The 22,798-nt window shown below is 57.2% G+C and carries 22 protein-coding genes and 1 tRNA gene; 7 read left to right on the forward strand and 16 right to left on the reverse strand.

The features are described 5' to 3' along the window. Positions 1-31 precede the first annotated feature (31 nt). The 11 genes from ACR0E2_RS03195 to iscR form a co-directional block, all read right to left on the reverse strand. Positions 32-364 carry a hypothetical protein gene (locus tag ACR0E2_RS03195; protein ID WP_480445148.1) on the reverse strand — a complete coding sequence of 111 codons (333 nt, stop codon included), beginning with the start codon at positions 362-364 and terminating at the stop codon, positions 32-34. Between the two features lie 464 nt (positions 365-828). Then, positions 829-905 (reverse strand) — tRNA-Arg (locus ACR0E2_RS03200). A gap of 77 nt (positions 906-982) precedes the next feature. Beyond that, positions 983-2,203 (reverse strand): cysteine desulfurase, encoded by a 1,221-nt coding sequence (locus ACR0E2_RS03205; protein WP_152458008.1) that lies wholly within the window; start codon positions 2,201-2,203, stop codon positions 983-985. Positions 2,204-2,215: 12 nt separating this feature from the next. Further along, entirely contained in the window at positions 2,216-2,782 is a 567-nt protein-coding gene (locus ACR0E2_RS03210; protein ID WP_480445150.1) for a YIP1 family protein, read from the reverse strand. Beyond that, positions 2,779-3,264, reverse strand: a complete 486-nt coding sequence (locus ACR0E2_RS03215; protein ID WP_171231619.1) for a YIP1 family protein — start codon at positions 3,262-3,264, stop codon at positions 2,779-2,781. The genes ACR0E2_RS03210 and ACR0E2_RS03215 overlap by 4 nt, the downstream gene beginning before the upstream one ends. Further along, positions 3,264-4,544: a SufB/SufD family protein gene (locus tag ACR0E2_RS03220; RefSeq protein WP_171168079.1), complete on the reverse strand. Its 1,281-nt coding sequence runs from the start codon at positions 4,542-4,544 to the stop codon at positions 3,264-3,266. The genes ACR0E2_RS03215 and ACR0E2_RS03220 overlap by 1 nt, the downstream gene beginning before the upstream one ends. Beyond that, positions 4,544-5,299: a Fe-S cluster assembly ATPase SufC gene (gene sufC, locus ACR0E2_RS03225; protein ID WP_171168077.1), complete on the reverse strand. Its 756-nt coding sequence runs from the start codon at positions 5,297-5,299 to the stop codon at positions 4,544-4,546. The genes ACR0E2_RS03220 and sufC overlap by 1 nt, the downstream gene beginning before the upstream one ends. Before the next feature lie 49 nt (positions 5,300-5,348). Next, on the reverse strand, positions 5,349-5,552 hold the full coding sequence (locus tag ACR0E2_RS03230) for a hypothetical protein (RefSeq protein WP_152458013.1): 204 nt from the start codon (positions 5,550-5,552) through the stop codon (positions 5,349-5,351). Further along, positions 5,552-7,072, reverse strand: coding sequence for a Fe-S cluster assembly protein SufB (sufB, locus tag ACR0E2_RS03235; protein WP_480445152.1), 1,521 nt, complete (start codon positions 7,070-7,072; stop codon positions 5,552-5,554). The genes ACR0E2_RS03230 and sufB overlap by 1 nt, the downstream gene beginning before the upstream one ends. Before the next feature lie 18 nt (positions 7,073-7,090). Then, positions 7,091-8,134 carry a cysteine desulfurase family protein gene (locus ACR0E2_RS03240; protein WP_480445154.1) on the reverse strand — a complete coding sequence of 348 codons (1,044 nt, stop codon included), beginning with the start codon at positions 8,132-8,134 and terminating at the stop codon, positions 7,091-7,093. 50 nt (positions 8,135-8,184) lie between these two features. Beyond that, the gene (gene iscR / locus ACR0E2_RS03245; protein ID WP_152458016.1) at positions 8,185-8,643 is read right to left on the reverse strand and encodes a Fe-S cluster assembly transcriptional regulator IscR; all 459 of its coding nucleotides are present in this window, start codon (positions 8,641-8,643) and stop codon (positions 8,185-8,187) included. 181 nt (positions 8,644-8,824) lie between these two features. On the opposite strand from iscR, the gene ACR0E2_RS03250 reads away from it, so the two are divergent. The 6 genes from ACR0E2_RS03250 to ACR0E2_RS03275 all read left to right on the forward strand — a co-directional run bounded on the left by ACR0E2_RS03250 (position 8,825) and on the right by ACR0E2_RS03275 (position 14,366). Further along, the gene (locus ACR0E2_RS03250; RefSeq protein WP_152458017.1) at positions 8,825-9,478 is read left to right on the forward strand and encodes an alpha/beta hydrolase; all 654 of its coding nucleotides are present in this window, start codon (positions 8,825-8,827) and stop codon (positions 9,476-9,478) included. Then, positions 9,478-9,723, forward strand: coding sequence for a hypothetical protein (locus ACR0E2_RS03255; RefSeq protein WP_152458018.1), 246 nt, complete (start codon positions 9,478-9,480; stop codon positions 9,721-9,723). The genes ACR0E2_RS03250 and ACR0E2_RS03255 overlap by 1 nt, the downstream gene beginning before the upstream one ends. After that, positions 9,720-10,883 (forward strand): HD domain-containing protein, encoded by a 1,164-nt coding sequence (locus tag ACR0E2_RS03260; protein WP_480445156.1) that lies wholly within the window; start codon positions 9,720-9,722, stop codon positions 10,881-10,883. Before ACR0E2_RS03255 ends, ACR0E2_RS03260 begins: the two co-directional genes overlap by 4 nt. 379 nt (positions 10,884-11,262) lie before the next feature. Beyond that, positions 11,263-11,598 (forward strand): DMT family transporter, encoded by a 336-nt coding sequence (locus tag ACR0E2_RS03265; protein WP_480445157.1) that lies wholly within the window; start codon positions 11,263-11,265, stop codon positions 11,596-11,598. A 76-nt stretch (positions 11,599-11,674) separates the two neighbouring features. Further along, on the forward strand, positions 11,675-13,492 hold the full coding sequence (typA, locus tag ACR0E2_RS03270) for a translational GTPase TypA (protein WP_152458021.1): 1,818 nt from the start codon (positions 11,675-11,677) through the stop codon (positions 13,490-13,492). A gap of 463 nt (positions 13,493-13,955) precedes the next feature. Next, on the forward strand, positions 13,956-14,366 hold the full coding sequence (locus ACR0E2_RS03275; RefSeq protein WP_480445159.1) for a hypothetical protein: 411 nt from the start codon (positions 13,956-13,958) through the stop codon (positions 14,364-14,366). 74 nt (positions 14,367-14,440) lie between these two features. Here the strand turns inward: ACR0E2_RS03275 and ACR0E2_RS03280 are convergent, their stop codons facing one another. The 4 genes from ACR0E2_RS03280 to recA all read right to left on the reverse strand — a co-directional run bounded on the left by ACR0E2_RS03280 (position 14,441) and on the right by recA (position 19,637). Further along, positions 14,441-15,064 (reverse strand): transglutaminase-like cysteine peptidase, encoded by a 624-nt coding sequence (locus ACR0E2_RS03280; RefSeq protein ID WP_480445160.1) that lies wholly within the window; start codon positions 15,062-15,064, stop codon positions 14,441-14,443. Between the two features lie 369 nt (positions 15,065-15,433). Beyond that, positions 15,434-15,721 carry a DUF1330 domain-containing protein gene (locus tag ACR0E2_RS03285; RefSeq protein ID WP_170344227.1) on the reverse strand — a complete coding sequence of 96 codons (288 nt, stop codon included), beginning with the start codon at positions 15,719-15,721 and terminating at the stop codon, positions 15,434-15,436. Between the two features lies 1 nt (position 15,722). Then, on the reverse strand, positions 15,723-18,395 hold the full coding sequence (gene alaS, locus ACR0E2_RS03290; protein WP_480445162.1) for an alanine--tRNA ligase: 2,673 nt from the start codon (positions 18,393-18,395) through the stop codon (positions 15,723-15,725). A gap of 174 nt (positions 18,396-18,569) precedes the next feature. Beyond that, entirely contained in the window at positions 18,570-19,637 is a 1,068-nt protein-coding gene (gene recA / locus ACR0E2_RS03295; protein ID WP_152458025.1) for a recombinase RecA, read from the reverse strand. Between the two features lie 192 nt (positions 19,638-19,829). Between recA and ACR0E2_RS03300 the strand changes: the two genes are divergently transcribed. After that, a complete protein-coding gene (locus ACR0E2_RS03300; RefSeq protein ID WP_480445164.1) occupies positions 19,830-20,423 on the forward strand; it encodes a gamma-glutamyl kinase in 594 nt (197 codons plus the stop codon). 5 nt (positions 20,424-20,428) lie between these two features. Here ACR0E2_RS03300 and ACR0E2_RS03305 read toward each other — a convergent pair whose 3' ends face one another. Continuing rightward, the gene (locus ACR0E2_RS03305; protein WP_480445166.1) at positions 20,429-22,720 is read right to left on the reverse strand and encodes a hybrid sensor histidine kinase/response regulator; all 2,292 of its coding nucleotides are present in this window, start codon (positions 22,718-22,720) and stop codon (positions 20,429-20,431) included. Between the last annotated feature and the right edge of the window lie 78 nt (positions 22,721-22,798).

Genomic DNA, 22,798 nt, shown 5'->3' on the forward strand with positions numbered 1-22,798 from the left:
TAGTTGACAGGGATTTGACTGGGGCGGCCAGTTACATCCCCGCGTCACCCCCTCCGCCGCCGGCATCACCGCCTCCGGTGTCATTGCTGGATGCTGTCGCCGCAGTGGAATTGCTGGTCTCACGAGACTTTTCATAACCGACGTCAGTGGGAACACTGGAACCGGAAGCATTGTCGCTTTCTGAATCATCATCGCTTTCGGGTTCTTCATCATCGGTCAGCTTTCCAAGGATAAACGCCAGAATTACGGCGACCACGATCCATCCTAAAACGCTTGAAGCTGAAACCCCGGTAATCGCGCTACCCAATAGTGCTACAATCACGACAACGATTATCAACTTCTTATTTGAAGAGATGACTTTCACATTCCTTCCTTCATTTGAGCTGACGCGCGCCAGCCTCGTTCGGAAAGTGTACATCAAAAAACCACTGCTTGAGGGGGTAAGCCTCAAAATGATTGTCAGGATTGTTAGGGTGGTGGCAAGCGGGCGAAAAACGGAGGCGTGCAGACACTATCCGTGGCCCGAAAGGGTATTAGCCTTGAAAATATCCCGAGAGGGGATCAGCTAGGACACCTTTCGTAGTTTCAACAGCAGATGCGGGTTGGAACTGTTGGAAGCCAAGATGCTTCGGGCGCTGGAAACCGAAAACGCGAAAGCAAAAGAATTTCTGGCCGGTCAGATGTTGAATGACGCTATTCTGCGGCATATCCTCGGACCAGCGCAGGACCCTTGTTCTTCATTAGCGACGGCCATGTGGCCCGCGAACTTCTTCCAATTCGGCGCAGAAGTTCCTGTTTTGCCAAAAAGCCTTAGAAATATGGCGATGATGGCGCACCTGAGAGGATTCGAACCTCTGGCCTCTGCCTTCGGAGGGCAGCGCTCTATCCAGCTGAGCTACAGGTGCCTTGGCCGTTAGCTAACCTTGTTCCAATCCGGGTGCAACTGAAAATCGTGATTGTTGCACCCTCTTTGAAACCAAAATCAGGCGAAAAGATCATGCGCCAATTCAAGCGCTTCGATCAGTGTGTCGACCTCATCCGTCGTGTTATATAGACCAAAGCTGGCACGGCAGGTCGCCGTGACGCCCAGGTGATCCATAAGCGGGCCCGCACAGTGATGCCCGGCGCGGACGGCAACCCCCTTTTTGTCCAGAATCGTGGATACATCATGGGCATGGCCGGCCCCGTCTAGCGTAAAGCTGAAGATGGCAGCCTTGTCTGGCCGCGTGCCCTGAACCTGAAGCCAGTTGAGACCGTTCAGGCGCTGCATGGCATAGTCCCGCAGGCCGGATTCATGGGCGGCAATGTTGTCCATTCCCAAATCCATCATGTATTCCAGCGCAACGCCCAGGCCAATTGTTTGGACAATGCCGGGTGTTCCGGCCTCGAACTTCATCGGCGGGTCGTTGTAGATCACCTGATCCTTGCTGACCTCTTTGATCATGTCACCGCCACCGACAAAGGGGCGCATCTCGGCCATGCGTTCGGACTTGATGTAGATCGCACCCGACCCCGACGGGCCATACAGCTTGTGGCCGGTGATGGCGTAAAAGTCGCAACCGATGTCCTGCACGTTCACCGGCATATGCACCGCGCCCTGACTGCCATCGACCAGCACCGGTACGCCCCTAGCATGTGCACCTTCGGTGATGGCTTTGACATCCACGACGGTACCCAGAACATTGGAACATTGCGTCACGGCCACAAGTTTGGTTTTCGGGCCGATCGCATCGATCACCGCCTGCGGATCCAACCCTCCGTCCGCGTCCACATCCACCCACTTCAGAACAACGCCCTGCCGTTCCCGCAGGAAATGCCAGGGCACGATGTTGGCGTGATGCTCCATGACGCTCAGGACGATCTCATCCCCGGCTTCCAGGCGCGGCATGGCCCAGCCATAGGCAACAAGATTGATCCCTTCGGTCGTTCCGGAATTCAGAACGATCTCATCCTCGTTCGATGCCCCCAGGAAACGGGCGATGATCCCCCGAACAGCTTCGTATTTCTCGGTCGACAGATTGGACAGATAGTGCAATCCACGGTGAACATTCGAATACTCTTCGGAATAGGCACGGGTCACCGCATCGATGACGACCTGAGGCTTTTGAGCAGACGCACCGTTGTCCAGATAGGTCAACGGCTTGCCATTCACCTGACGTGACAGGATCGGAAAGTCAGAGCGAATTTTCTGCACATCATACATGATACTGTTTTCCTAGACAGGCGCGGCCGGTGTTAAATACAGGACGAAGGGAACCGCAATCAGGGCTGACAACAGAATTACGGCGAAGGACTTCCAAAGGGATCCGAATTGATGCGCTTCGTTCAGGAAATGAAGCGTGATGTAAAGGCTCAGGATCGCCGTCGCGAACAGCATCATCATCATCAGAAACGGCATCGTCAGGCTTAGAATAAGGGTCATGACCAGGGCGACGATTTGCAGGAACTGCAACCACACCGTCAGGACCATCAGATCTTCAAAGCTTGCTTTGCCGCCTATCGCTTTTCCAACGACGAAGAACGCGAGGATGCTCAGCAGCATTGCTCCGGCGGATCGCAGCAAAACAACGGGGATGCTTTCGGGAGGCGGTGCGATTTGACCTTGCGGCACGGGCACCGACAAATCGATTCCCAACTGCACGAGACAGTTCAAAACCACTGCCAGCGCAAAGGCCAGCCACAACCCTTCCCGCCCCGGTTTCAGGGACAACAGCTGGCGGGCGGCTTGGTCGGGGCTTCTGATCGTCAGAACCGCCAGAGCGCCGAGGGAATTGATAGTCATGCAGCGGACCTTTGTACTTGTCTCAGACCGGATAACCAGAACCAGACAAAAACAGCAACCCAGACGACACCCACAATTGTCAAAGCGGGCCCGGGCCCGATGAACCCGGCAACCAGACCATTCAACAAGACCAGGGGGGCGGATGCCAACAACGCCCAGAACAGGGCCAGTCGTGCGCCATAAGCAGTGCCCTGCCCGCCCGCCATCCGCGCTGCCCAATAGGAAATCAGCGCCAGCGTGTAGAAAAACAACGGCAGTATGAACACCGACCCCAGTAAAGCGCCGCCCAAAAGCATGTTCAGCTCGACGCCTTCAAGATGCGCTTTGCGGGCAAGGCTGGGCATTTGCGCGACAAAGGCCACAACGCAAAATGCCATGACAAACACCAGCGCCCTGTCTTCCCGCTGACCCATTTCAAGAAGCCGGCGCACCACGCGCCCCGGCCCCCGGTATGTGGCCAATATGTCAGACGAGACGGCCATCAGCTACGACGCGCCAGCCACCCTTCCAGACGGCTTACGATCTCTTCCGCCAAGGCGCTGTCTTCGATCTCATCCACCGCTTCGGCAAGAAAGGCCAAGGTCAGCATGTTGGTTGCGTCCTTGACCGGCACGCCACGGGACCGCAGATAGAACAGCGCGGTTTCGTCGATCGCACCCGAGGTCGAGCCGTGCGAACACGCCACGTCATCGGCATAGATCTCAAGCTCGGGCTTGGCGAGGAATTGGCTGTCATCATCCAGAAGCAGCGATTGGCTGATCTGGTAACCGTCGGTCTTCTGGGCGCCTTCCTTCACGAGGATCTTGCCTTGAAACACGCCCGTCGCCCCGTTGCGCAGCACTTTCTTGAACACCTGACGGCTTTCGCAGTTCACCGCATCATGGGTGATGAAAACCGTGTCATCATGATGGAAGTCGCCATCGCCAACACAGGCTCCGGCCACATGGGCGACCGCGTCATCGCCTGTCAGCTCGACGACCTGCTCATTGCGGGTCAGCACGCCATTCACGGTCAAAGTGAAGGATTTATAGACCGATTCCGTGCCCAGACGGGTGAACATATGGGTCGCGGCCCGGCGTTCATGGTCCCTGCCCTGGGCGCGCACATGGTGCAGCGTGCCCTTGTCGGCGATGTCGATCTCCATGCATTTGTTGAAGCGTGACGCAGCCGGACCGGTTTCCAGAATGGTGGCCTCGGCCCCGCTTTCGACGCGAATAACGTGGTGCAGGATCGCATCCGAGGTCGGCGACGCATGACGATAGATCAGGTTGATCGGTTTGGACGGTTTGCCGGTGACATGAATGGCCACACCATCCGACGCAAAAGCCGTGTTCAGCGCCGCCAGCGGACGCTGGACCGGAGACTGACCGCGCGTCTCAAGCACGCCATACAGGTCTTTCGCCCAATGAATGTCCTTGCAGCAGATATCCTCGAGCCGGTCTATGGTCACGCCTTCCAGCGTCAGGTCATCCGACTCTTCGGCGCTGAATTCACCGTCCACGAAGACGATGTTCAGCCGGTCGAGTCCGCTGAACATCAACGGCTCATCATCGGCAAACACCGCAGCCGGAGGCGCGTCTGGCGAGACCAGAGTGTCCGGTTGAGTGTATTTCCAATATTCGTCACGCCGTCCGGGCAGACCGGTTTCCAGAACACGGGCCAGCGCGTCTTCGCGCGCGGCGCGGGTGCATCCCGCGTCGGGCATGGTCAAGGCGGACAGCCGGGCCTCGGTCGCGGATTGTTTGACTTCGGGCAAGGCCATCAGTTCACCTCGGCAAGAATGTCGGCATAACCGTTGTTTTCAACCTCGAGCGCCAGATCTGGGCCTCCGGTTTTGACAATGCGGCCATCGGCCATGATGTGCACGACGTCGGGTTTGATGTGATCCAGCAGGCGCTGGTAATGGGTGATGACCAGGAACCCGCGACCTTCATCGCGCAGCGCATTCACACCTTCGGCGACCAATTTCATCGCATCCACATCCAGACCCGAGTCGGTTTCGTCCATGATGCACATCTTGGGTTCCAGCATGGCCATTTGCAGGATTTCATTGCGCTTTTTCTCACCGCCCGAGAAACCCACATTGACCGGACGCTTGAGCATATCCGCGTCGATCTTCAGCGTCTTGGCCTTGGCACGCACTTCCTTTAGGAAATCCGCGGCAGACAGCTCGTCCTCACCCCGCGCCTTGCGCTGTGCATTCACGGCGGTGCGCAGGAAGGTCATGTTGCCCACGCCCGGAATTTCGACCGGGTACTGGAAGGCCAGAAACACGCCGGCAGCGGCGCGCTCTTCCGGTTCCATCTCCAGCAGATCGTCGCCATTCAGCGTGGCGGACCCCTCGGTCACTTCGTACCCGTCGCGGCCCGACAGCACGTAGCTGAGTGTTGACTTGCCTGACCCGTTCGGCCCCATGATCGCGTGTACCTTGCCGGCTTCAACCGTCAGGTCCACACCCTTTAGGATCTGCTTGTCTTCTTCTTCAAGCTTTACGTGCAGATTCTTGATTTCCAGCATTTTTTATCCTTTTGCGTATCGCAGGGGGCACCGTGGCCCCGAAACCTTCTTATCCCAGCAACTTGCGGATCAGACGCGCGACGATCCAGCCCAGGATCGCCCCTCCGCCAACCGCCCAAACCGGGTTGATGAATTCCATGTGGTTGATGTTGACGTAAGCCATACCCAGCAGACCGCCAAGAACCGGCAACGCGTAACCCAGCCAGGTCAGCACGTCTTCTTTCCGGATGCCGCTTCGTGACGCCCGCGTCATCAGCCAACCGACCCTTCCAGCGAGATTGCCACCAGTTGCTGCGCTTCCATGGCGAACTCCATCGGCAGTGCTTGCAGAACGTCCTTGCAGAACCCGTTGACCACCAAAGCCACGGCTTCTTCTTCGTCCATGCCGCGCTGACGGCAGTAGAACAGCTGATCGTCATCCACCTTGGATGTCGTCGCCTCATGCTCAACCCGGGACGAGTTGTTCTTGACCTCGATATACGGAACCGTATGTGCCCCGCATTTGTCGCCGATCAGCAAGCTGTCGCATTGGGTATAGTTGCGGCTGTCCTTGGCTTTCGGATGCATCGAAACCAGACCACGATAGGTGTTCTGCGCCTTGCCCGCACTGATGCCCTTGGACACGATGCGCGACTTGGTGTTCTTGCCCAGATGAACCATCTTAGTGCCGGTATCGGCCTGCTGATAGTTGTTGGCAATCGCGATCGAATAGAACTCACCCTGGCTTTCGTTGCCGCGCAGGATGCAGGACGGGTATTTCCACGTCACGGCCGAGCCGGTTTCAACCTGCGTCCACATCACCTTGGACCGGTCGCCCCGGCAGTCGGCACGTTTGGTCACGAAGTTGTAGATGCCGCCCTTGCCGTTTTCATCCCCGGGGAACCAGTTCTGGACGGTCGAGTATTTCACTTCGGCGTCTTCTTCGACAATGATCTCGACCACGGCCGCGTGCAGCTGCGCGGTGTCGCGCTGGGGCGCGGTGCAGCCTTCCAGATAGGACACGTACGAGCCTTTGTCGGCGATGATCAGAGTGCGCTCGAACTGGCCCGTGTTTTCGGCGTTGATGCGGAAATAGGTGCTCAGTTCCATCGGGCAGCGGACACCGGGCGGAATGTAGACGAAGGACCCATCCGAAAACACGGCCGAGTTCAATGTCGCATAAAAGTTGTCCGACACCGGAACCACAGTGCCCAGATACTTCTTGACCAGCTCAGGGTGTTCCTTGATCGCTTCTGAAATCGAACAGAAAATCACACCGGCCTTTTTCAGTTCGGCCTGAAAGGTCGTGCCGACGGACACTGAGTCAAACACCGCGTCCACAGCAACCTTGCGACCCTCGGCCGGAGCATCCTCAGCACCTTCGACGCCGGCCAGAATCATCTGTTCTTTCAGAGGGATACCAAGCTTTTCGTAAGTGGCCAGCAGCTTGGGGTCGACATCGTCCAACGATTTGGGTTTCTCTTCCATCGATTTCGGACGGGCATAGTAATACTGGTTCTGAAAATCGATCTCGGGATAGGTGACCATGGCCCATTTCGGTTCTTCCATCTTGGTCCAGCGCTCAAACGCGGCCAGACGCCACTCGGTCATCCATTCCGGTTCTTCATTCTTTTCCGAGATCAGACGAACGATGTCCGGGTTCACACCTTTCGGCGCGTACTCCATTTCGATGTCCGTGTCCCAGCCGTATTTATAGGTTCCGACCTCGCGCACCGCATCCACGGTTTCCTGATCGACACCCTCTTTCACCTGGGTCTGGTCCAAAGCGGCCATAACTTACCCTCCGTCAGATCACGCGGCGCGCGCGCGAAGCTTTTTCTCTTTCTCAAGCCACGTTTCGGCGAAACGCAGCACATCTTCTTCCGTTGTCCGAGGTCCCAGCGATACGCGGATTGCGCTGCTGGCCGTTTCCTCGTCAAATCCCATGGCGGTAAGCACCGCGCTGGAACGAACCTTGCCGCTGGAACAGGCAGAGCCCGCACTGACGGCAAAACCCGACAGGTCCATCTGCATGACCTGGGTTTCACCCTTCCAACCGGGCGCAGCAAAACACAGGGTGTTCGGCAGGCGTTGCCGCCCTTTCCCGACAAAAATAGGTGATTTTACAGCGGCCTCAAGAGCGTTTTCTAGAATATTTCTAAATTCTTCGACCTGCTCCCAAACGCCATTGGCCAGATCCCGCATCGCAGCTTCAGCTGCGGCCCCGAACCCCACGATACCAATGACATTTTCGGTTCCTGACCTGCGGCCCATTTCCTGACCGCCCCCCTTGATCTGCGCCGCCAGGTCGGTTCCGCGCTGCATCACAACGGCACCGACACCTTTTGGACCGCCCAGTTTATGCGCCGAGACCAGGGCCATCTGGGCATTCATCCAGTTGAACGCGACGGGCAGCTTGCCAAAAGCCTGTGTGGCGTCTGTCACGGCCAGACCGGACGGCAGTGTTTGAACAATCCCCGTCTCTGAGTTTGCCAGTTGCAATGTCGACATTTCAGGCGCGGTTACCTGCACGTCTCCGGCCTCGGAAACCGTAAGATCCTCTTTGATCCAGGCTCTTACCGCGTCATGTTCAATCGCCGCGCCGTGCAATTGGCGCCCCGACAATGCCAGCGCCGCACCTTCGGTTGACCCAGATGTAAAGACGATATCCGCCCCATCCGCCCCAAAGGCCGATGCAACCTGGGCCCGGGCGCGCTCGATCAGAGCTTTGGCGGCCCGACCTTCCGCATGAACCGACGAGGGATTGCCGCAGACTTCCATCGCCGAAATCATCGCGTCCCTCGCTTCGGGGCGCAGCGGCGTTGTTGCATTGTGATCCAGATAAACACGTTTCATGGATACATCTTTTTGCCGACAGACTTCATTTCATATCCCGCCCGTTAAGATCATTCATCTACAACGGAAAACAGGCTCGGAACGGCCGGGCACGGGGCGAGGTCGTTCTTGATCACATCTGACAAACGGGTTTGATGCAGGAACACATAGACATGCGCGCTGAGACTTTCCCAAAGCCGATTGGTCAATGATTGAGCGCGGCTGCCGGACGAGGCCCCGGACGCTCCGGCCCCTTTTTGCAGCGCATCAACGGTTTCGTCCACGGCCGCCAGAATTTCGACGACACGAATTTCGGATGCCGGGCGTGCCAGTCGATACCCGCCGCCGGGCCCCCGCACGGAAGACACCAAGTCCGCCCGGCGGAGTTTGACGAAGAGCTGCTCGAGATATGGCAACGAAATGTCCTGCCTCTCGGAGATTTCCCCAAGCGTCACCAGTCGTTCCGTCGGCTGGAGCGCAATATCCGCCAGGGCGACCATTGCGTAACGCCCTTTGGTCGACAGCTTCATTCCATGCCCCCTTTCAGCAGGATTTGCGCGAAATCATTGACGCCGACGTTGCCAGTGCGTATCTCCGACTGACAGCGCTGGTATGCGCCAAGCAACATAATTAGAACCGTTCTAAGGTGCCCGACGATTATCGTCAAGTATATCCGGGCATCGGCACGAAAAAGACAGGACCAAAGCACACATGCCCGAGGTGATTTTTCCCGGACCCGAAGGCCGCCTGGAAGGCCGCTACCACCCGCAAAAGGAAAAAGACGCACCGATCGCCATCGTGCTTCACCCGCACCCTCAGTTCGGCGGGACCATGAACAACAAGGTGGTCTACAATCTTCACTATGCCTTCTACAACATGGGGTTCACCGTGTTGCGCTTTAACTTCCGCGGCGTCGGTCGCAGCCAGGGCGAGTATGATCAGGGCGTGGGCGAGCTGAGCGATGCGGCATCGGCGCTGGACTACCTGCAATCGATGAACAACAATTCGAAACACTGCTGGGTCGCAGGTTTTTCGTTCGGTGCGTGGATCGGTATGCAGCTGCTGATGCGCCGCCCTGAAATCACGGGGTTCATCAGTGTATCGCCCCCTGCAAACATGTATGACTTTTCGTTCCTTGCCCCCTGCCCGTCTTCCGGCCTGATCATCAACGGAACGGCTGACAGGGTGGCGCCACCGGCTGACACGACCTCGCTGGTGAACAAGCTGCACGAGCAGAAGGGGATCACCATCACGCACACCGAAGTAGAAGGTGCAGATCACTTCTTTCAGGATCGTCACATGGACACGCTGATCACCAATGTCAGCGACTATGTGAAACGCCGCCTGACCGAGAACACCCGCTGATGTCCGACACCATCACATCTCTTGCCGCCAAACTGGCCGAAGATACGATGAAGGTAATGGATGAGACGGGCGAAGACAGGTTCTTTGTCGAAGTTGGTGAAGTGCTCGGGGCCGCGTCTCAGTCTCTGGAAGAGGCGTTTCTGACGGAAATTCGTGTTCGGTTGGCTGAACGGAAAGCCAGGCAGTTCGTGATCAAACGCTTGTCTGCGCATCGTGCAAAGCAGAAGGCGATCGAAAAGCAATGACCGACCGTCTGTCGGCGCAAATCGCATTTCTGAAACGGGCCGACGAACTGAAAATGGTCGAGCGGGCAAATGTCCTGCTTGACCAGTCCAGACCCGAAAATTCGGCAGAACACAGCTGGCATCTGGCCTTGTGGGCCTTTGTCATGGCCCCGTTGGCGGGGCCGGAAGTCTCGATTGATCGGGTCATACGCATGCTGTTGCTGCATGACCTGGTTGAAATCGTTGTCGGCGACCACCCAATTCACCTTGAGACTGACTGGAACGCGGTCGCCAAGGCCGAACAAGCCGCAGCCAAAGAGCTGTTTGGGCTGTTGCCAAAGGATCAGGCCGATGCGTTTCACGCTGTCTGGCGTGAATTTGAGGAAGATCAGACCGCCGACGCCCAGTTTGCAAAGGTTCTGGATCGTTGTCAGCCACTGTTTCAGGTTCTGTGTGCCCCGAACCCCGATCCGGATCACGTGGGCATAGCGCGTTCAAACCTCGAAGGCGGTCGCGCCGCCTATCTGGAAAAGGTTTTTCCACTGGCCTACGAGCACGCCGCAAACCTGCTGGCTGGTGCAGATACGCAGGCCAACGCGTTTACGACACGGCTGGCGTTTCTGACCGAAGCTGATCAGCTGAAGTCTGTTCTCCGTGCCTCGCGGCTGATGGCGGGTGATCGTTTCGAAAACTCGGCAGAACACTCGTGGCACATCATGCTCTACGCCTGGGTCCTGGCTGAAAACGCGCCCTCAGGTATCAGTGTTGATCGGGTCCTTCAGATGCTGTTGCTGCACGATATCGTCGAAATCGACGCCGGCGACAATCCGATCCACGGGCAGGTCGATCACGCAGCGCAAGCCGCCAAGGAACAAGCGGCCGCCAAGCGCTTGTTCGGGTTGCTGCCCGACACGCAATGCAACACCTTCACGACATTGTGGCACGAGTTTGAAGCGGCAGACAGCCCCGACGCCAGGTTCGCCAAAGCCGTTGATCGTTTTCAGACACCTGTCGCCAATCTGGAAACCGGTGGCGGATCGTGGGTCGATTACAAAGTAACATATGCCCAGCTTGAGGCACGCGTTCAGCCTGCGATTGCAGCAGGTTCTCCTCGGCTGTGGGATTGGCTGCAACCGCAACTGGCTGCACACTTCCAGAACGTCGAGGCTGTACACCACTAGGCAGAAAAGAAAAAAGGAGCCCGACGGCTCCCTTTTCCCTGCTAAGCTCTACGTGGCGCTTAAAAAACACTACTACCATCAAACTGTTCAACCATGTTGGCTGCTTCAACTTCGACGGACCCCCCGTCAGCAAGCCACCCAATCGCCACTATCAGACCCGCAGCAAATATTACGGATTTCGAAAATGTCGTCATAACTCAAAACTCAATAACAAATCATAAAATACGTTGAGAAGATTACACTAATTCGATTCTCTGAATAGTCAGGTATACCTGACCTCAGACGGTATTCTCATATCTTCAAACTCCAAAAATCGCCTTGCCCACCCCTTCGGTTTCATGCTCAACGCGAGGGTATCTTTCCTGTTTCGAGGATTAAAATGCCCCAAGCGTATCTGTATCTGATGCTGGCTGTCGTTGCGGAAACCATTGGCACCACGGCCTTGCAGGCCAGTCAACAATTCACCCGGTTCTGGCCGTCCGTCCTTATGGTCGTGGGGTACGGACTCGCATTTTACCTCATGGCGCTGACGCTGAAATACATGCCTGTCGGTATTGTTTATGCGATCTGGTCCGGTCTGGGCATCTTTCTGATCGCCGTGATCGGATTCATCGTGTTCGGCCAAAGGCTGGATTGGCCTGCGATCCTGGGGTTGACGTTGATCTTGTCCGGAATCCTGATCATTCACCTCTTTTCCAAGACTGCCGGTCACTGATCCACGGTTAGGGCTGGTATATTTTGTCGCGCCGCGCTATGCGCGCGGCAACTTCCCGTTCAAAGGCTGACCTCTCATGGACCTGCGCAACATCGCAATCATCGCTCACGTGGACCACGGCAAGACGACCCTGGTGGATGAGCTGCTCAAACAATCCGGCGCGTTCCGGGAAAACCAGGCCGTGGCGGAACGCGCCATGGACAGCAACGATCTGGAGCGCGAGCGTGGCATCACCATTCTGGCCAAGGCAACTTCGGTCGAATGGAAAGACACGCGCATCAACATCGTCGACACCCCCGGCCACGCCGATTTCGGTGGTGAGGTCGAGCGTATCCTCAGCATGGTCGATGGTGTCGTCCTGCTGGTTGATGCCGCCGAAGGCCCGATGCCGCAGACCAAGTTCGTGACGTCGAAAGCCTTGGCGCTGGGCCTGCGCCCGATCGTGGTTCTGAACAAGGTCGACAAGCCGGATGCAGAGCCTGATCGCGCATTGGACGAATGCTTTGATCTGTTTGCCAACCTCGGCGCCGATGATGACCAGTTGGATTTCCCGGCCATGTATGCCTCGGGCCGTTCAGGCTGGGCGGATATGGAGCTGGACGGCCCGCGCAAGGACCTGAGCGCACTGTTTGATCTGATCGTCGATCACGTTCCTGCCCCGAAACAGATCGCGCATAAGGGTGAGCCGTTCCGGATGCTGGCCACCACTTTGGGCAGCGATCCTTTCATCGGCCGCATTCTGACGGGTCGTGTGGAAAGCGGCACATTGAAAGCTGGCGACAGCCTGAAAGCCCTGAGCCGTGACGGATCGTTGATCGAAAACTTTCGCGCCTCAAAAATATTGGCATTCCGCGGGCTGGCTCAGCAACCTATCGATGTGGCCGAAGCCGGTGACATCGTCACCATCGCCGGCATGAGCAAAGCAACCGTGGCAGATTCTCTGGTTGCTCCGCAGGTCGAAGAAGCCCTGCCTGCACAGCCCATCGACCCGCCGACGATCACCGTAACTTTTGGTATCAATGATTCTCCGTTGGCCGGTCGTGACGGCAAGAAAGTTCAGTCGCGCGTCATCCGTGATCGCCTGATGAAAGAAGCCGAATCCAATGTCGCGATTCGCGTCACCGACACACCCGGCGGCGAGGCTTTCGAGGTCGCGGGCCGCGGCGAGTTGCAGATGGGTGTTCTGATCGAGAACATGCGCCGTGAAGGGTTCGAACTCAGCATCTCGCGCCCTCAGGTTCTGTTCCGTGAAGAAAACGGCCAGCGGCTGGAACCGATCGAGGAAGTCACCATTGACGTTGACGATGAATACTCGGGCGCCGTGATCGAAAAGATCACCGGGGCCCGCAAAGGTGAGTTGGTCGAGATGCGCCCCGCAGGTGCCGGCAAGACCCGCATCATTGCCCATGTACCGTCCCGTGGCCTGATCGGCTATCACGGCGAATTCCTGACCGACACCCGCGGCACAGGCGTTCTGAACCGCGTGTTCCATGGCTGGGCGCCGCACAAAGGCCCGATCCCGGGCCGCCGAGCGGGCGTTCTGATCTCGATGGAGAATGGCCAAGCCGTGGCCTATGCCCTGTGGAACCTGGAAGAGCGTGGCCGGATGTTTGTCGGTCCTCAAACGGATGTCTATCAAGGCATGGTGATTGGCGAGCATTCTCGTGACAATGATCTGGAAGTGAACCCGCTGAAAGGCAAGAAGCTGACAAACGTACGCGCGAGTGGCTCGGACGATGCGGTTCGTCTAACGCCGCATATTCAGTTCTCGCTGGAAGAGGCAATTGCTTATATTGACGACGATGAACTGGTCGAAGTCACCCCGAATGCAGTGCGCTTGCGCAAGCGTTATCTTGACCCGCACGAGCGCAAGCGGATGGCCAAGTCGGCCTGATTTACCCGGCAGACCGCTGCCGCAATCGGAAACAATTGCCCAAGTGTGGCAATTTTGCGTCCAAACGGACAAAAGATAAAAAACGGACAACCGGGCACTACGCCCGGTTTTCAATTGAAAAGAGTAGACTTTCTTCTTTGGGTTGCATTAATTCTCCATCACTCCCCCAATCCACATGTTGTGATTGAGACCCGTTTAAGGTGAAAATATGCCAGTTGTGTGACGTCGTTCATAAACACCCTCGCTGCGGTGGTTCATATGAACACGTAGTAAAGTATCGAGTTTCGAGGAGTTCCACATGGGTATCCGGTCCCGCAATATCCCGCTGTATTTTGTCGCTACGACATTTTTGTTTTCGCCTACGGGTGAAGCTTTCGCCGCCGGAACATGCACCGTTCAAACAGCCAGACAATCCGCTGCATCCGCACAGGTGTTATGTGAGTGTGACGCTGTGACATCGGGTATGATCCGATACATTCAACGCCGGCACGATTTCGATCAAATTCTGGCGCGTGTAGGTGCTGAATGTGCGCCACTTGCAGACTTGCTTTCAGATTTGCCGACGGCGTCGATCGGCGCAAGTGATCAGCGATCCGGAGATGGTCCGTCCGATGAGACAGTCGACAGCGGCTCGGCTTTCGGTGGTGGTGGCGGTTTAAGCGGTGGAACCGGCGGTACAAGCGGTGAAAACGGCGGCACCGGCGGCGGTGGCACTGGCCTAGGGGGCGAAGGCAGCGGCTCTGGCGGCGGCGGTGAAAACGAAGGTGGCGGTGAAAACGAAGGTGGTGGCGAAAACGAAGGCGGCGGCGAAAACGAAGGTGGCGGTGAAAACGAAGGCGGCGGCGAAAACGAAGGCGGCGGCGAAACGTTTTAATTTGGAAGCAAAAATACCGGTGCAAGATACGATTGCACCGGTATTCAGTTTCTCAAAAAGACTTTCAGGTTTCCTCAGCTATGGCCGTACACACCAACCCAACGTCCGGGGCGGTTCGGGTCTTGCATGCGAAGAAACAGATACCGCGTCGCCGTCCAGGGTTTGATACGGTTCGTGAGGTTGTCCAAAACCAAATCACCGTTTGAAGAGCGATACACCAGCACCGCATGAGGCACCCGACGCGTGTCCAGAACCGTCGCGATCAACAGTTTACTTGGATCGACGCCGGCATGGATCAAATCTCTTTTCTTCAACAGCGCGAAGTCTTCGCAATCGCCCCCCCTGTCCGTGGGAAGCGCCCAACGCTCGGTCATTTTGTACTGAGATTGATCGGTGACTTCTCGCGTCGATCTGTTCACGCGCCGATTCACCTGTTCGACAACCTTCAGTTCTTGCTGGCTGGACATGGACACGGATCGTTTTTCGGCACAGGCCCATTTGTACTCGGCGCACAGATTTGCCGCCCCTGAAGGTGGCGGCGAGGACGCGACACTTGGGATAAACCCGTTCCCGGACGCATGTGCGACGGGGACCACCGCTAGGGTGCAAACGCCAAAAAAACTGATGCTGAAGGCCCGCACTGAAACCGGCAGAAGTCTTGCACCAAACCGCTTGGCCAGATTTGTGAAGTGTTTCATGCCTGTACCCCAATCCGATGTTCTTCGTACGATTGCACGTCAAACAGGGTCGCATTCCGATTCGTGAAACTATCCGCGAACAACCCCGCGCAGGCAATCACCTAAAAAGTTGAAGGGGAAAAAGGGCGGAAATTCGTCCGTCAATCTGACCTTTTTGCGCAAGAATTTGGGTGAAGCAGCCACAATTCAGGCGCTAAACGCGCAAATCCGCGACGGCGTGGCCTGACAAGTAATTGAAATAATGAAAAAATAAACTCAGCCCATATTTGCGAGCTGAGTTTCCAAGGTCGATCGTGGCATAAGCCAATGATTGCCTATTGGCTGCCCGTTTACCGGGCAAACCGCGCTACACTTCGTGAACGCAGACGTTCACTCCGTGATTTCAACCACAACCAATTCACGTTCACTGGCGTCGCGCGCATGACTCAATGCTTGTTGATAGTCATCCGAGTTATAGCATTCGACAGCCGCTTCAAGCGACGGGAAACGGGCAACAACGTTGCGTGGCCGTTCCTTGCCTTCCAACTGAACGTAACGCGCCGCACGGGCGATGAAAGTGCCCCCGTGCTTGGCAATGGCTGGCCCGGCCAATTCGGCATATTTTCCATACGCCTCAGCATCGGTCACCGTCACATGTGCAATCCAAAGTGCGGCCATCTTATCCTCCTAAAACCTGTTCTGCGGCCTTGATCGCCGAATCCGCGTTTGACGCATCCCGTCCACCGCCCTGGGCCATATCCGGGCGGCCGCCGCCGCCCTTGCCGCCCAATTCCACCACGGCGGCCTTGACCAGATCGACCGCCGAAACGGTTCCTGTCAGGTCTTCGGTGACGCCAGCCGCAACCGCGGCCTTGCCGCCGGTATCCGCGATGAGCAACACCGCCCCCGACCCAAGACGCGCCTTGTGTTCGTCGATCAATGCCGGAAGATCCTTGCCGGACACCCCGCTGAGGGCCTGCGCTATGAATTTCACGCCGTTCACATCACGCGCTTCGGCACCACCGCCCTGCCCGTTCCCGCCGGCCATCGCCAGATCTCGACGCAGTTGCGCCACTTCGTTCTGCAATGACTTGCGTTCCTCCAGCAGGCTTTTCACGCGGGCCACCACATCATCCGGCTGCGCCTTCAGTTCCGACGCCACCTGCGCAAGACGATGATCCTGTGTCGAAAGGTAACGGAACGCCTCATCCCCGGTCAGTGCCTCGATGCGGCGCACGCCGGCACTGCTTGCGCTGTCGCCCAGGATAACAAAGGTGCCGATGTCACCCGTCTGGCGCACATGGGTGCCGCCGCACAGTTCGATCGACCAGGTTTCGCCATCATGGCCCTTGCCCGTAGGTGCCTTTCCCATCGAAACAACACGCACCTCGTCACCGTATTTCTCGCCGAACAGTGCCTGCGCGCCCAGTTTGCGTGCGTCATCCGGTGTCATGACCCGTGTCTCGACAGCCGAGTTCTGGCGGATGAAACCGTTCACCTCACGTTCGATCTTCTGGATTTCCTCCAGGCTCAGCGCTTTGGAATGGCTGAAGTCGAACCGCAGACGATCCGCCGCATTCAGCGAGCCGCGCTGCGCCACATGGTCGCCCAGCTTTTCCCGCAGCGCTTCATGCAGCAAGTGGGTGGCCGAGTGGTTGGCCCGGATTGCCGTGCGGCGCGCATGATCGACTTCCAGCTCGACAGAATCGCCTTTTGACACGGCACCGCTGACGACCGTCACCTTATGTGCATAGACCTTCCCATCCGCGAATTTTCTGGTGTCCTCCACCCGGCTGAGGTGATCGCGATCTTCAAGACGCCGCAACTCGCCGGTGTCGCCCACCTGACCACCAGCTTCGCCATAGAACGGCGTCTGGTTCACCACGACCCAGCCGCTGTCGCCCGCTTCGATCTTGTCAACCAAAGCACCGTCAACAGCCAGTGCCGCAACCTGAGCTTCGGCTTTCTCGGTGTCATAGCCAAGAAAGTCGGTCGCCCCGGCGCTGTCCAGAACATCGAACCATACCGCCTGATCCGCGGCTTCACCTGACCCGGCCCAGGCAGCCCGCGCCTTGGCCTTTTGTTCGGCCATCGCCGTTTCAAAGCCTTCGGTGTCAACTGTCCGGCCTTTTTCACGCAGCGCATCCTGTGTCAGGTCCAGTGGGAAACCGTAGGTGTCATACAGTTTGAATGCCGCCTCACCGGACAAAGGCGCCCCCTCGGCAAGGCCGGACACCTCATCGTCCAGCAGCCTCAACCCCCGGTCCAGCGTCTGCTTGAAACGCGTTTCTTCAAGCAACAAGGTCTCTTCGATCAATGGCTGTGCCTGGGTCAACTCGGCATAGTGACCGCCCATCTGTTGTACCAATGCCGGGACAAGCCGGTGCATTACCGGATCCTTGGCGCCCAACAGATGCGCATGACGCATGGCACGACGCATGATGCGGCGAAGAACATAGCCGCGGCCGTCATTGCTGGGCATCACGCCATCAGCAATCAGGAACGAAGTCGAACGCAGGTGGTCCGCGATCACGCGGTGGTGCACGTTCTGATCCCCGTAAGGATCCACGCCGGTTGCATCGGCCGATGCCTCGATCAGGGCCTTGAACAGATCGGTATCATAATTGTCATGGCTGCCCTGCAACAATGCACCGATCCGCTCGAGCCCCATGCCCGTATCGATCGACTGCATGTTGAGCTCGACCATCGAGCCGTCTTCGAACTGCTCGTTTTGCATGAAGACGACGTTCCAGATTTCAATGAACCGATCGCCGTCCTCTTCGGCAGAGCCCGGAGGACCACCCCAGATGTGGTCTCCGTGGTCGTAGAAGATCTCGGTACACGGGCCGCAGGGGCCGGTCGGGCCCATCTGCCAGAAATTGTCGCTGGTGGCGATGCGGATGATCCGGTCTTCGGGAACACCGACCTTTTTCCAGATTTCAAACGCCTCGTCATCGGTATGATAGACCGTTGTCAGCAGGCGGTTCTTATCGATCCCAAATTCTTTGGTGATCAATTCCCACGCGAATGGGATCGCTTCGTGTTTGAAGTAATCACCAAACGAGAAGTTCCCCAACATCTCGAAGAATGTATGGTGGCGCGCCGTGTAACCCACATTGTCGAGATCGTTGTGCTTGCCGCCGGCACGCACACATTTCTGCGCCGTGGTGGCGCGCTTGTAGTCACGTGTTTCCAATCCGGTGAACAGGTTCTTGAACTGCACCATGCCCGAATTGACGAACATCAGCGTCGGGTCGTTGCGCGGCACCAGCGGGCTGGACGCCACGACCTCATGCCCCTGTTTTTCAAAGTAGTTCAGAAAGGTCGATCGGATGTCGTTCAGGGTTGGCATAGGGCTCTCTCGGCGCACAAAAAACTTGGTCCCCGCAGGTTTATCCCCCTGTCAAACGAGTGTCCACAGCAGAGGCGTGTCCGAACGAAACAAGGCGGCCCGGGGACCGCCTTGTTCATGTATTTTCAACACAGCGCCTCGGGTCGGGAACGTACCGCACCCCGTCAGCGATCGTCAGGCTTCAAGGATGTCATCATCCTCGGCTGCGCCCGGAGGCATGTCGAAATCCAGCCCGTGAGCCGCCCGAATCTTGTCTTCGATCTCAAAGGCAATGCGGCTGTTGTCGCGCAGATATTGTTTGGCATTCTCACGCCCCTGCCCGATCCGTTCGTCGCCATAGCTGAACCATGACCCTGACTTTTCGACCACACCGGCTTTGACACCCAGATCCAGCAGTTCGCCCATCTTGCTGATGCCTTCGCCGTACATGATGTCGAATTCCACCTGCTTGAAGGGAGGTGCAACCTTGTTTTTGACGACCTTGACGCGCGTCTGGTTGCCGACAACTTCGTCCCGGTCCTTGATCGCGCCGATGCGCCGGATATCCAGACGGACCGAGCTGTAGAATTTCAGTGCATTACCGCCGGTGGTGGTTTCGGGGCTGCCGAACATCACGCCGATTTTCATCCTGATCTGGTTGATGAAGATCACCATGCAGTTCGAGCGGCTGATCGAGCCCGTCAGTTTCCGCATCGCCTGGCTCATCAGACGGGCCTGAACGCCGACATTGCTATCACCCATGTCGCCTTCCAGTTCGGATTTCGGCGTCAGCGCCGCAACCGAATCGACCACGACCATGTTGACCGCGCCCGAGCGCACCAGCGTATCGGTGATCTCCAGCGCCTGCTCACCGGTATCGGGCTGCGAGATCAGAAGCTCATCCAGATCAACGCCCAGCTTTCGCGCATATTGCGGGTCCAGCGCGTGCTCGGCGTCAACAAAGGCGCAGACGCCGCCGCGTTTCTGCTGTTCTGCAATGCAATGCAGCGTCAGCGTCGTCTTCCCCGAGCTTTCGGGGCCGTAAATCTCAACAATGCGCCCCATGGGCAGACCGCCGATTCCCAACGCAATATCCAGCCCGAGCGAGCCTGTCGAACTTGCGTCGATGTCCTGTTTGGCGCCTTCGCCAAGCTTCATGATGGAGCCTTTGCCGAACTGCCGTTCGATCTGGGCCAGCGCGCTGTCGAGCGCCTTTTGCTTGTCTGCGTTTTTCTTGTCGCTCATTGTCAGAAGATCCGCCATTGTCCTGTCGCCTTCCCTTTTGTCACACCCTTGATCGGGCGGCAATCGCTGCTTTGTTCGCCTCTTGTTCCTTATGGGACCAAAAGAAGAACATTTCAATAAAAACTTACGGGATTTAGTCTTCAGCAATTGTATTAAGAAGTCCTTTACGACAATCTGCGCGCATAGCCGGATGACAATTGGAGCAATTAAATGCTTGTTTTCTATGAGGAACGCCTTGCCTTCCTTGCCGTTCCCAAAACCGGCAGCACGGCTTATCACACGGCGTTGCGGGATCGCGCTGATATCGTCGTCACTCACCCGCCCGAGCTTAAACATGCTCCGGTGCGCAGGTATGATCGGTTTTTCCAGAACATTTTTCGGAAAATGTACGATACCGAGATGGAGATCCTGGCAGTTGTTCGCGAACCCGTTGACTGGCTGGGCAGCTGGTATCGATTTCGCAGCCGCGCCGATCTGGTCGGTCACGTCCATTCGACCCGAGACATGAGTTTCGACACGTTTGTGCAGGCCTATATGTCAAACCCGCGCCCGGATTTTGCCGATGTTGGCAGCCAAAGCCAGTTTTTCCGTACCCGCAGCAATGGTCGCGGCGCCACGCATATTTTCAAATACGAAAACCGGGGCAAAATTCTCGACTTCCTGCAAGCGCGACTGAATATGCAGATCGACCTGCCGCAAGAGAATGTATCACCACCGGGTGATCTGACGCTGACGCCAGAGACTCGTCAGAAATTTCGCAAAAGACACGCAGAGGAATTCGCGCTCCACGATGCAGCCTTGTAGGGTGCTCAGTTCAGCTGTTGGAAAACCGCCTCGGTCAACTGGGTGAGAGAAAACGGCTTGGGCAGGAAGATCGAATTGGCGATCTCGGGTTCTGAATCGCCAAAGGCACCTTCCGTATACCCCGATACGAAGACCACGCGGGCATCCGGACGTGTTTCCCGAGCTTTGCGCACCCAGGTCGGCCCATCCATGCCGGGCATGACCACATCCGTTACGAATACGTCCACGTTCAAAGATGGATCCTCCAGAAGTCGTAGGGCTTCCTCGGCCGAATCCGCTTCCAGCACAGTGTAGCCCTTGAGCCGCAGGGCCCGGGTTGCAAAGGCGCGGACCGGTGCTTCGTCTTCAACCAAAAGCACGACACCCTCTCCTTGCCGGGCGCTTTGAGCTTCGGGCTGGGCCGGAGTGTCCTGTTCAGCCTCTGCCACCGTGGCGCAAACCGGCAGAAAGACGGTGAATTCGGTGCCTCGACCCACCGTGCTGTCGACAAAGATGAAGCCGCCCGTCTGCTTGACGATGCCATACGCTGTTGAAAGCCCAAGCCCTGTCCCCTCGCCCGTGCGCTTTGTCGTATAGAACGGCTCGAAGACCTTTTGCAGTTTGTCGGCAGGTATTCCCACGCCGCTGTCCATGACCCTGACCGTAACGTATTCGCCGGGCTGGACGGTCGCCCTGTCCCTGCTGAGCGGTTGCGACAGGTTCAATACCTCGGTCTCGATGCGGATCTCGCCCCCGTCAGGCATAGCATCGCGCGCGTTGACGACCAGATTCATCAACACCTGTTCCAGCTGCCGTTTGTCCGCCCGAACCGGCTTTAACACCGGATCATGGCTGAGGGTCAGCAGAACTTTCTCGCCCACCAACCGGTTCAACAAGTGAATGAGATCTGAGATCGTGTCGCGCAAATCCAGAACTTCGGGCCTGAGCGTCTGTTTGCGCGAGAATGCCAGAAGCTGGCTGACCAGCGCAGCGGCCCGGTTGGCGTTCTGATTGATCTGAACCAGATCCCCATAATCCGGGTCATTCTGATCGTGACGCAACAACAGCAGATCGCAGTGCCCGGAAATGGCCGTCAGCAGGTTGTTGAAATCATGTGCGACCCCGCCGGCCAATTGACCCACAGCTTGCATTTTCTGCCCTTGGACGAATTGAGCCTCCAAAGTCTTCAACTCGGTCGCGTCATTCAGAACCGCGATCAGACAGATATTGCCATCGACAACGACACGGCTCAGCGTGACCTGAACGAAGACTTCCTTGTCTTTTCGGGTCAACTGAAGAAACTCGGATCGTTGCGCGTCTTCTTGCGCGGCCGTCCGCGCCAGCCAATCCAGAATGGGGTGCCCCATACCCCGCATGATGTCGGCTATGTTCGTACCTTCCAGGTTTTCATTTCCCAGCAGCTTATTCGCCAGCCTGTTGGCATTCAGAATGGCCCCCGCCGGAGACAGGGTGAGAACCGGAACCGGAAGATCTGCAAAAGACGTGCTGGCCCCGGCCGCCGGAGCTTCAATGAGCGGCACCAAACCAAGGCTTCGTTCCTTGCTGGATCGGGAAAGTTCCGTCACGGCGACCGGTATCATTCCGTCCTGTGACTTGATGATGTTTGAGGCTCCGATCCCGGCGTCAGCATCACCGAAGATGTCGCACACCCGACCGGGACGCGGCCCAAGCAACTTTTTAGCCGCCGGATTCGGGTGCACCACATCATCCGCGAGTCCGATGGTCAGAACCGGCAGGTTGAGAGACTGCCAGCTTTCCTGTTCTGACTGTTGAAACCGCCAGCAAAAAATGTCGGGAGCCAATTGAAACACGGTGACACTGCTTGTGTTTCCCCTGATCACGCAGTCCTCGCGGGCCCGACCGAATGATCGGGCCTGAGATTGCAACCTCAACAAAATCACCTGAGGGGTCGAGAACGTCGAACTGAGGCAGGTTTCAAGGCAGGCTCCTTTCGCCGCGCCGAACTGTTCCCGCGCTGGTGCGTTGGACGCCAGAATGTCGCCATAGGCATTCGCGATCAGGAAAAGTGACTCTTCCTGTTCTGCAAACGCGGCCATGACAGCAGTGGTTTGCTGCGCATGTCTGGCGTCGATCTGGCCTTTGATCACGACGCATAGTGCCACGATGAAAAGCGAAGTTCCCGCAACCATCATGCCCATTGTCCAATCTGGTGGCAACAACCCGACCTTGGGGGCAATGCTGATCAACAATGCCACCGCCACCAACGACCATAGACGAGATGCCGAAGGCGTGTGGACAAGAGATGGGTCGCTGAAAAATTCTGCTGTGTCAGACATAAACGGCTCGGGCGCAAAGTTATCGGCTATAACGGCCAAAATTGGTTAATTCCCGCTTAACGGCGCTCGGAAATCAGG

Source organism: Ruegeria sp. A4 (assembly GCF_056543025.1).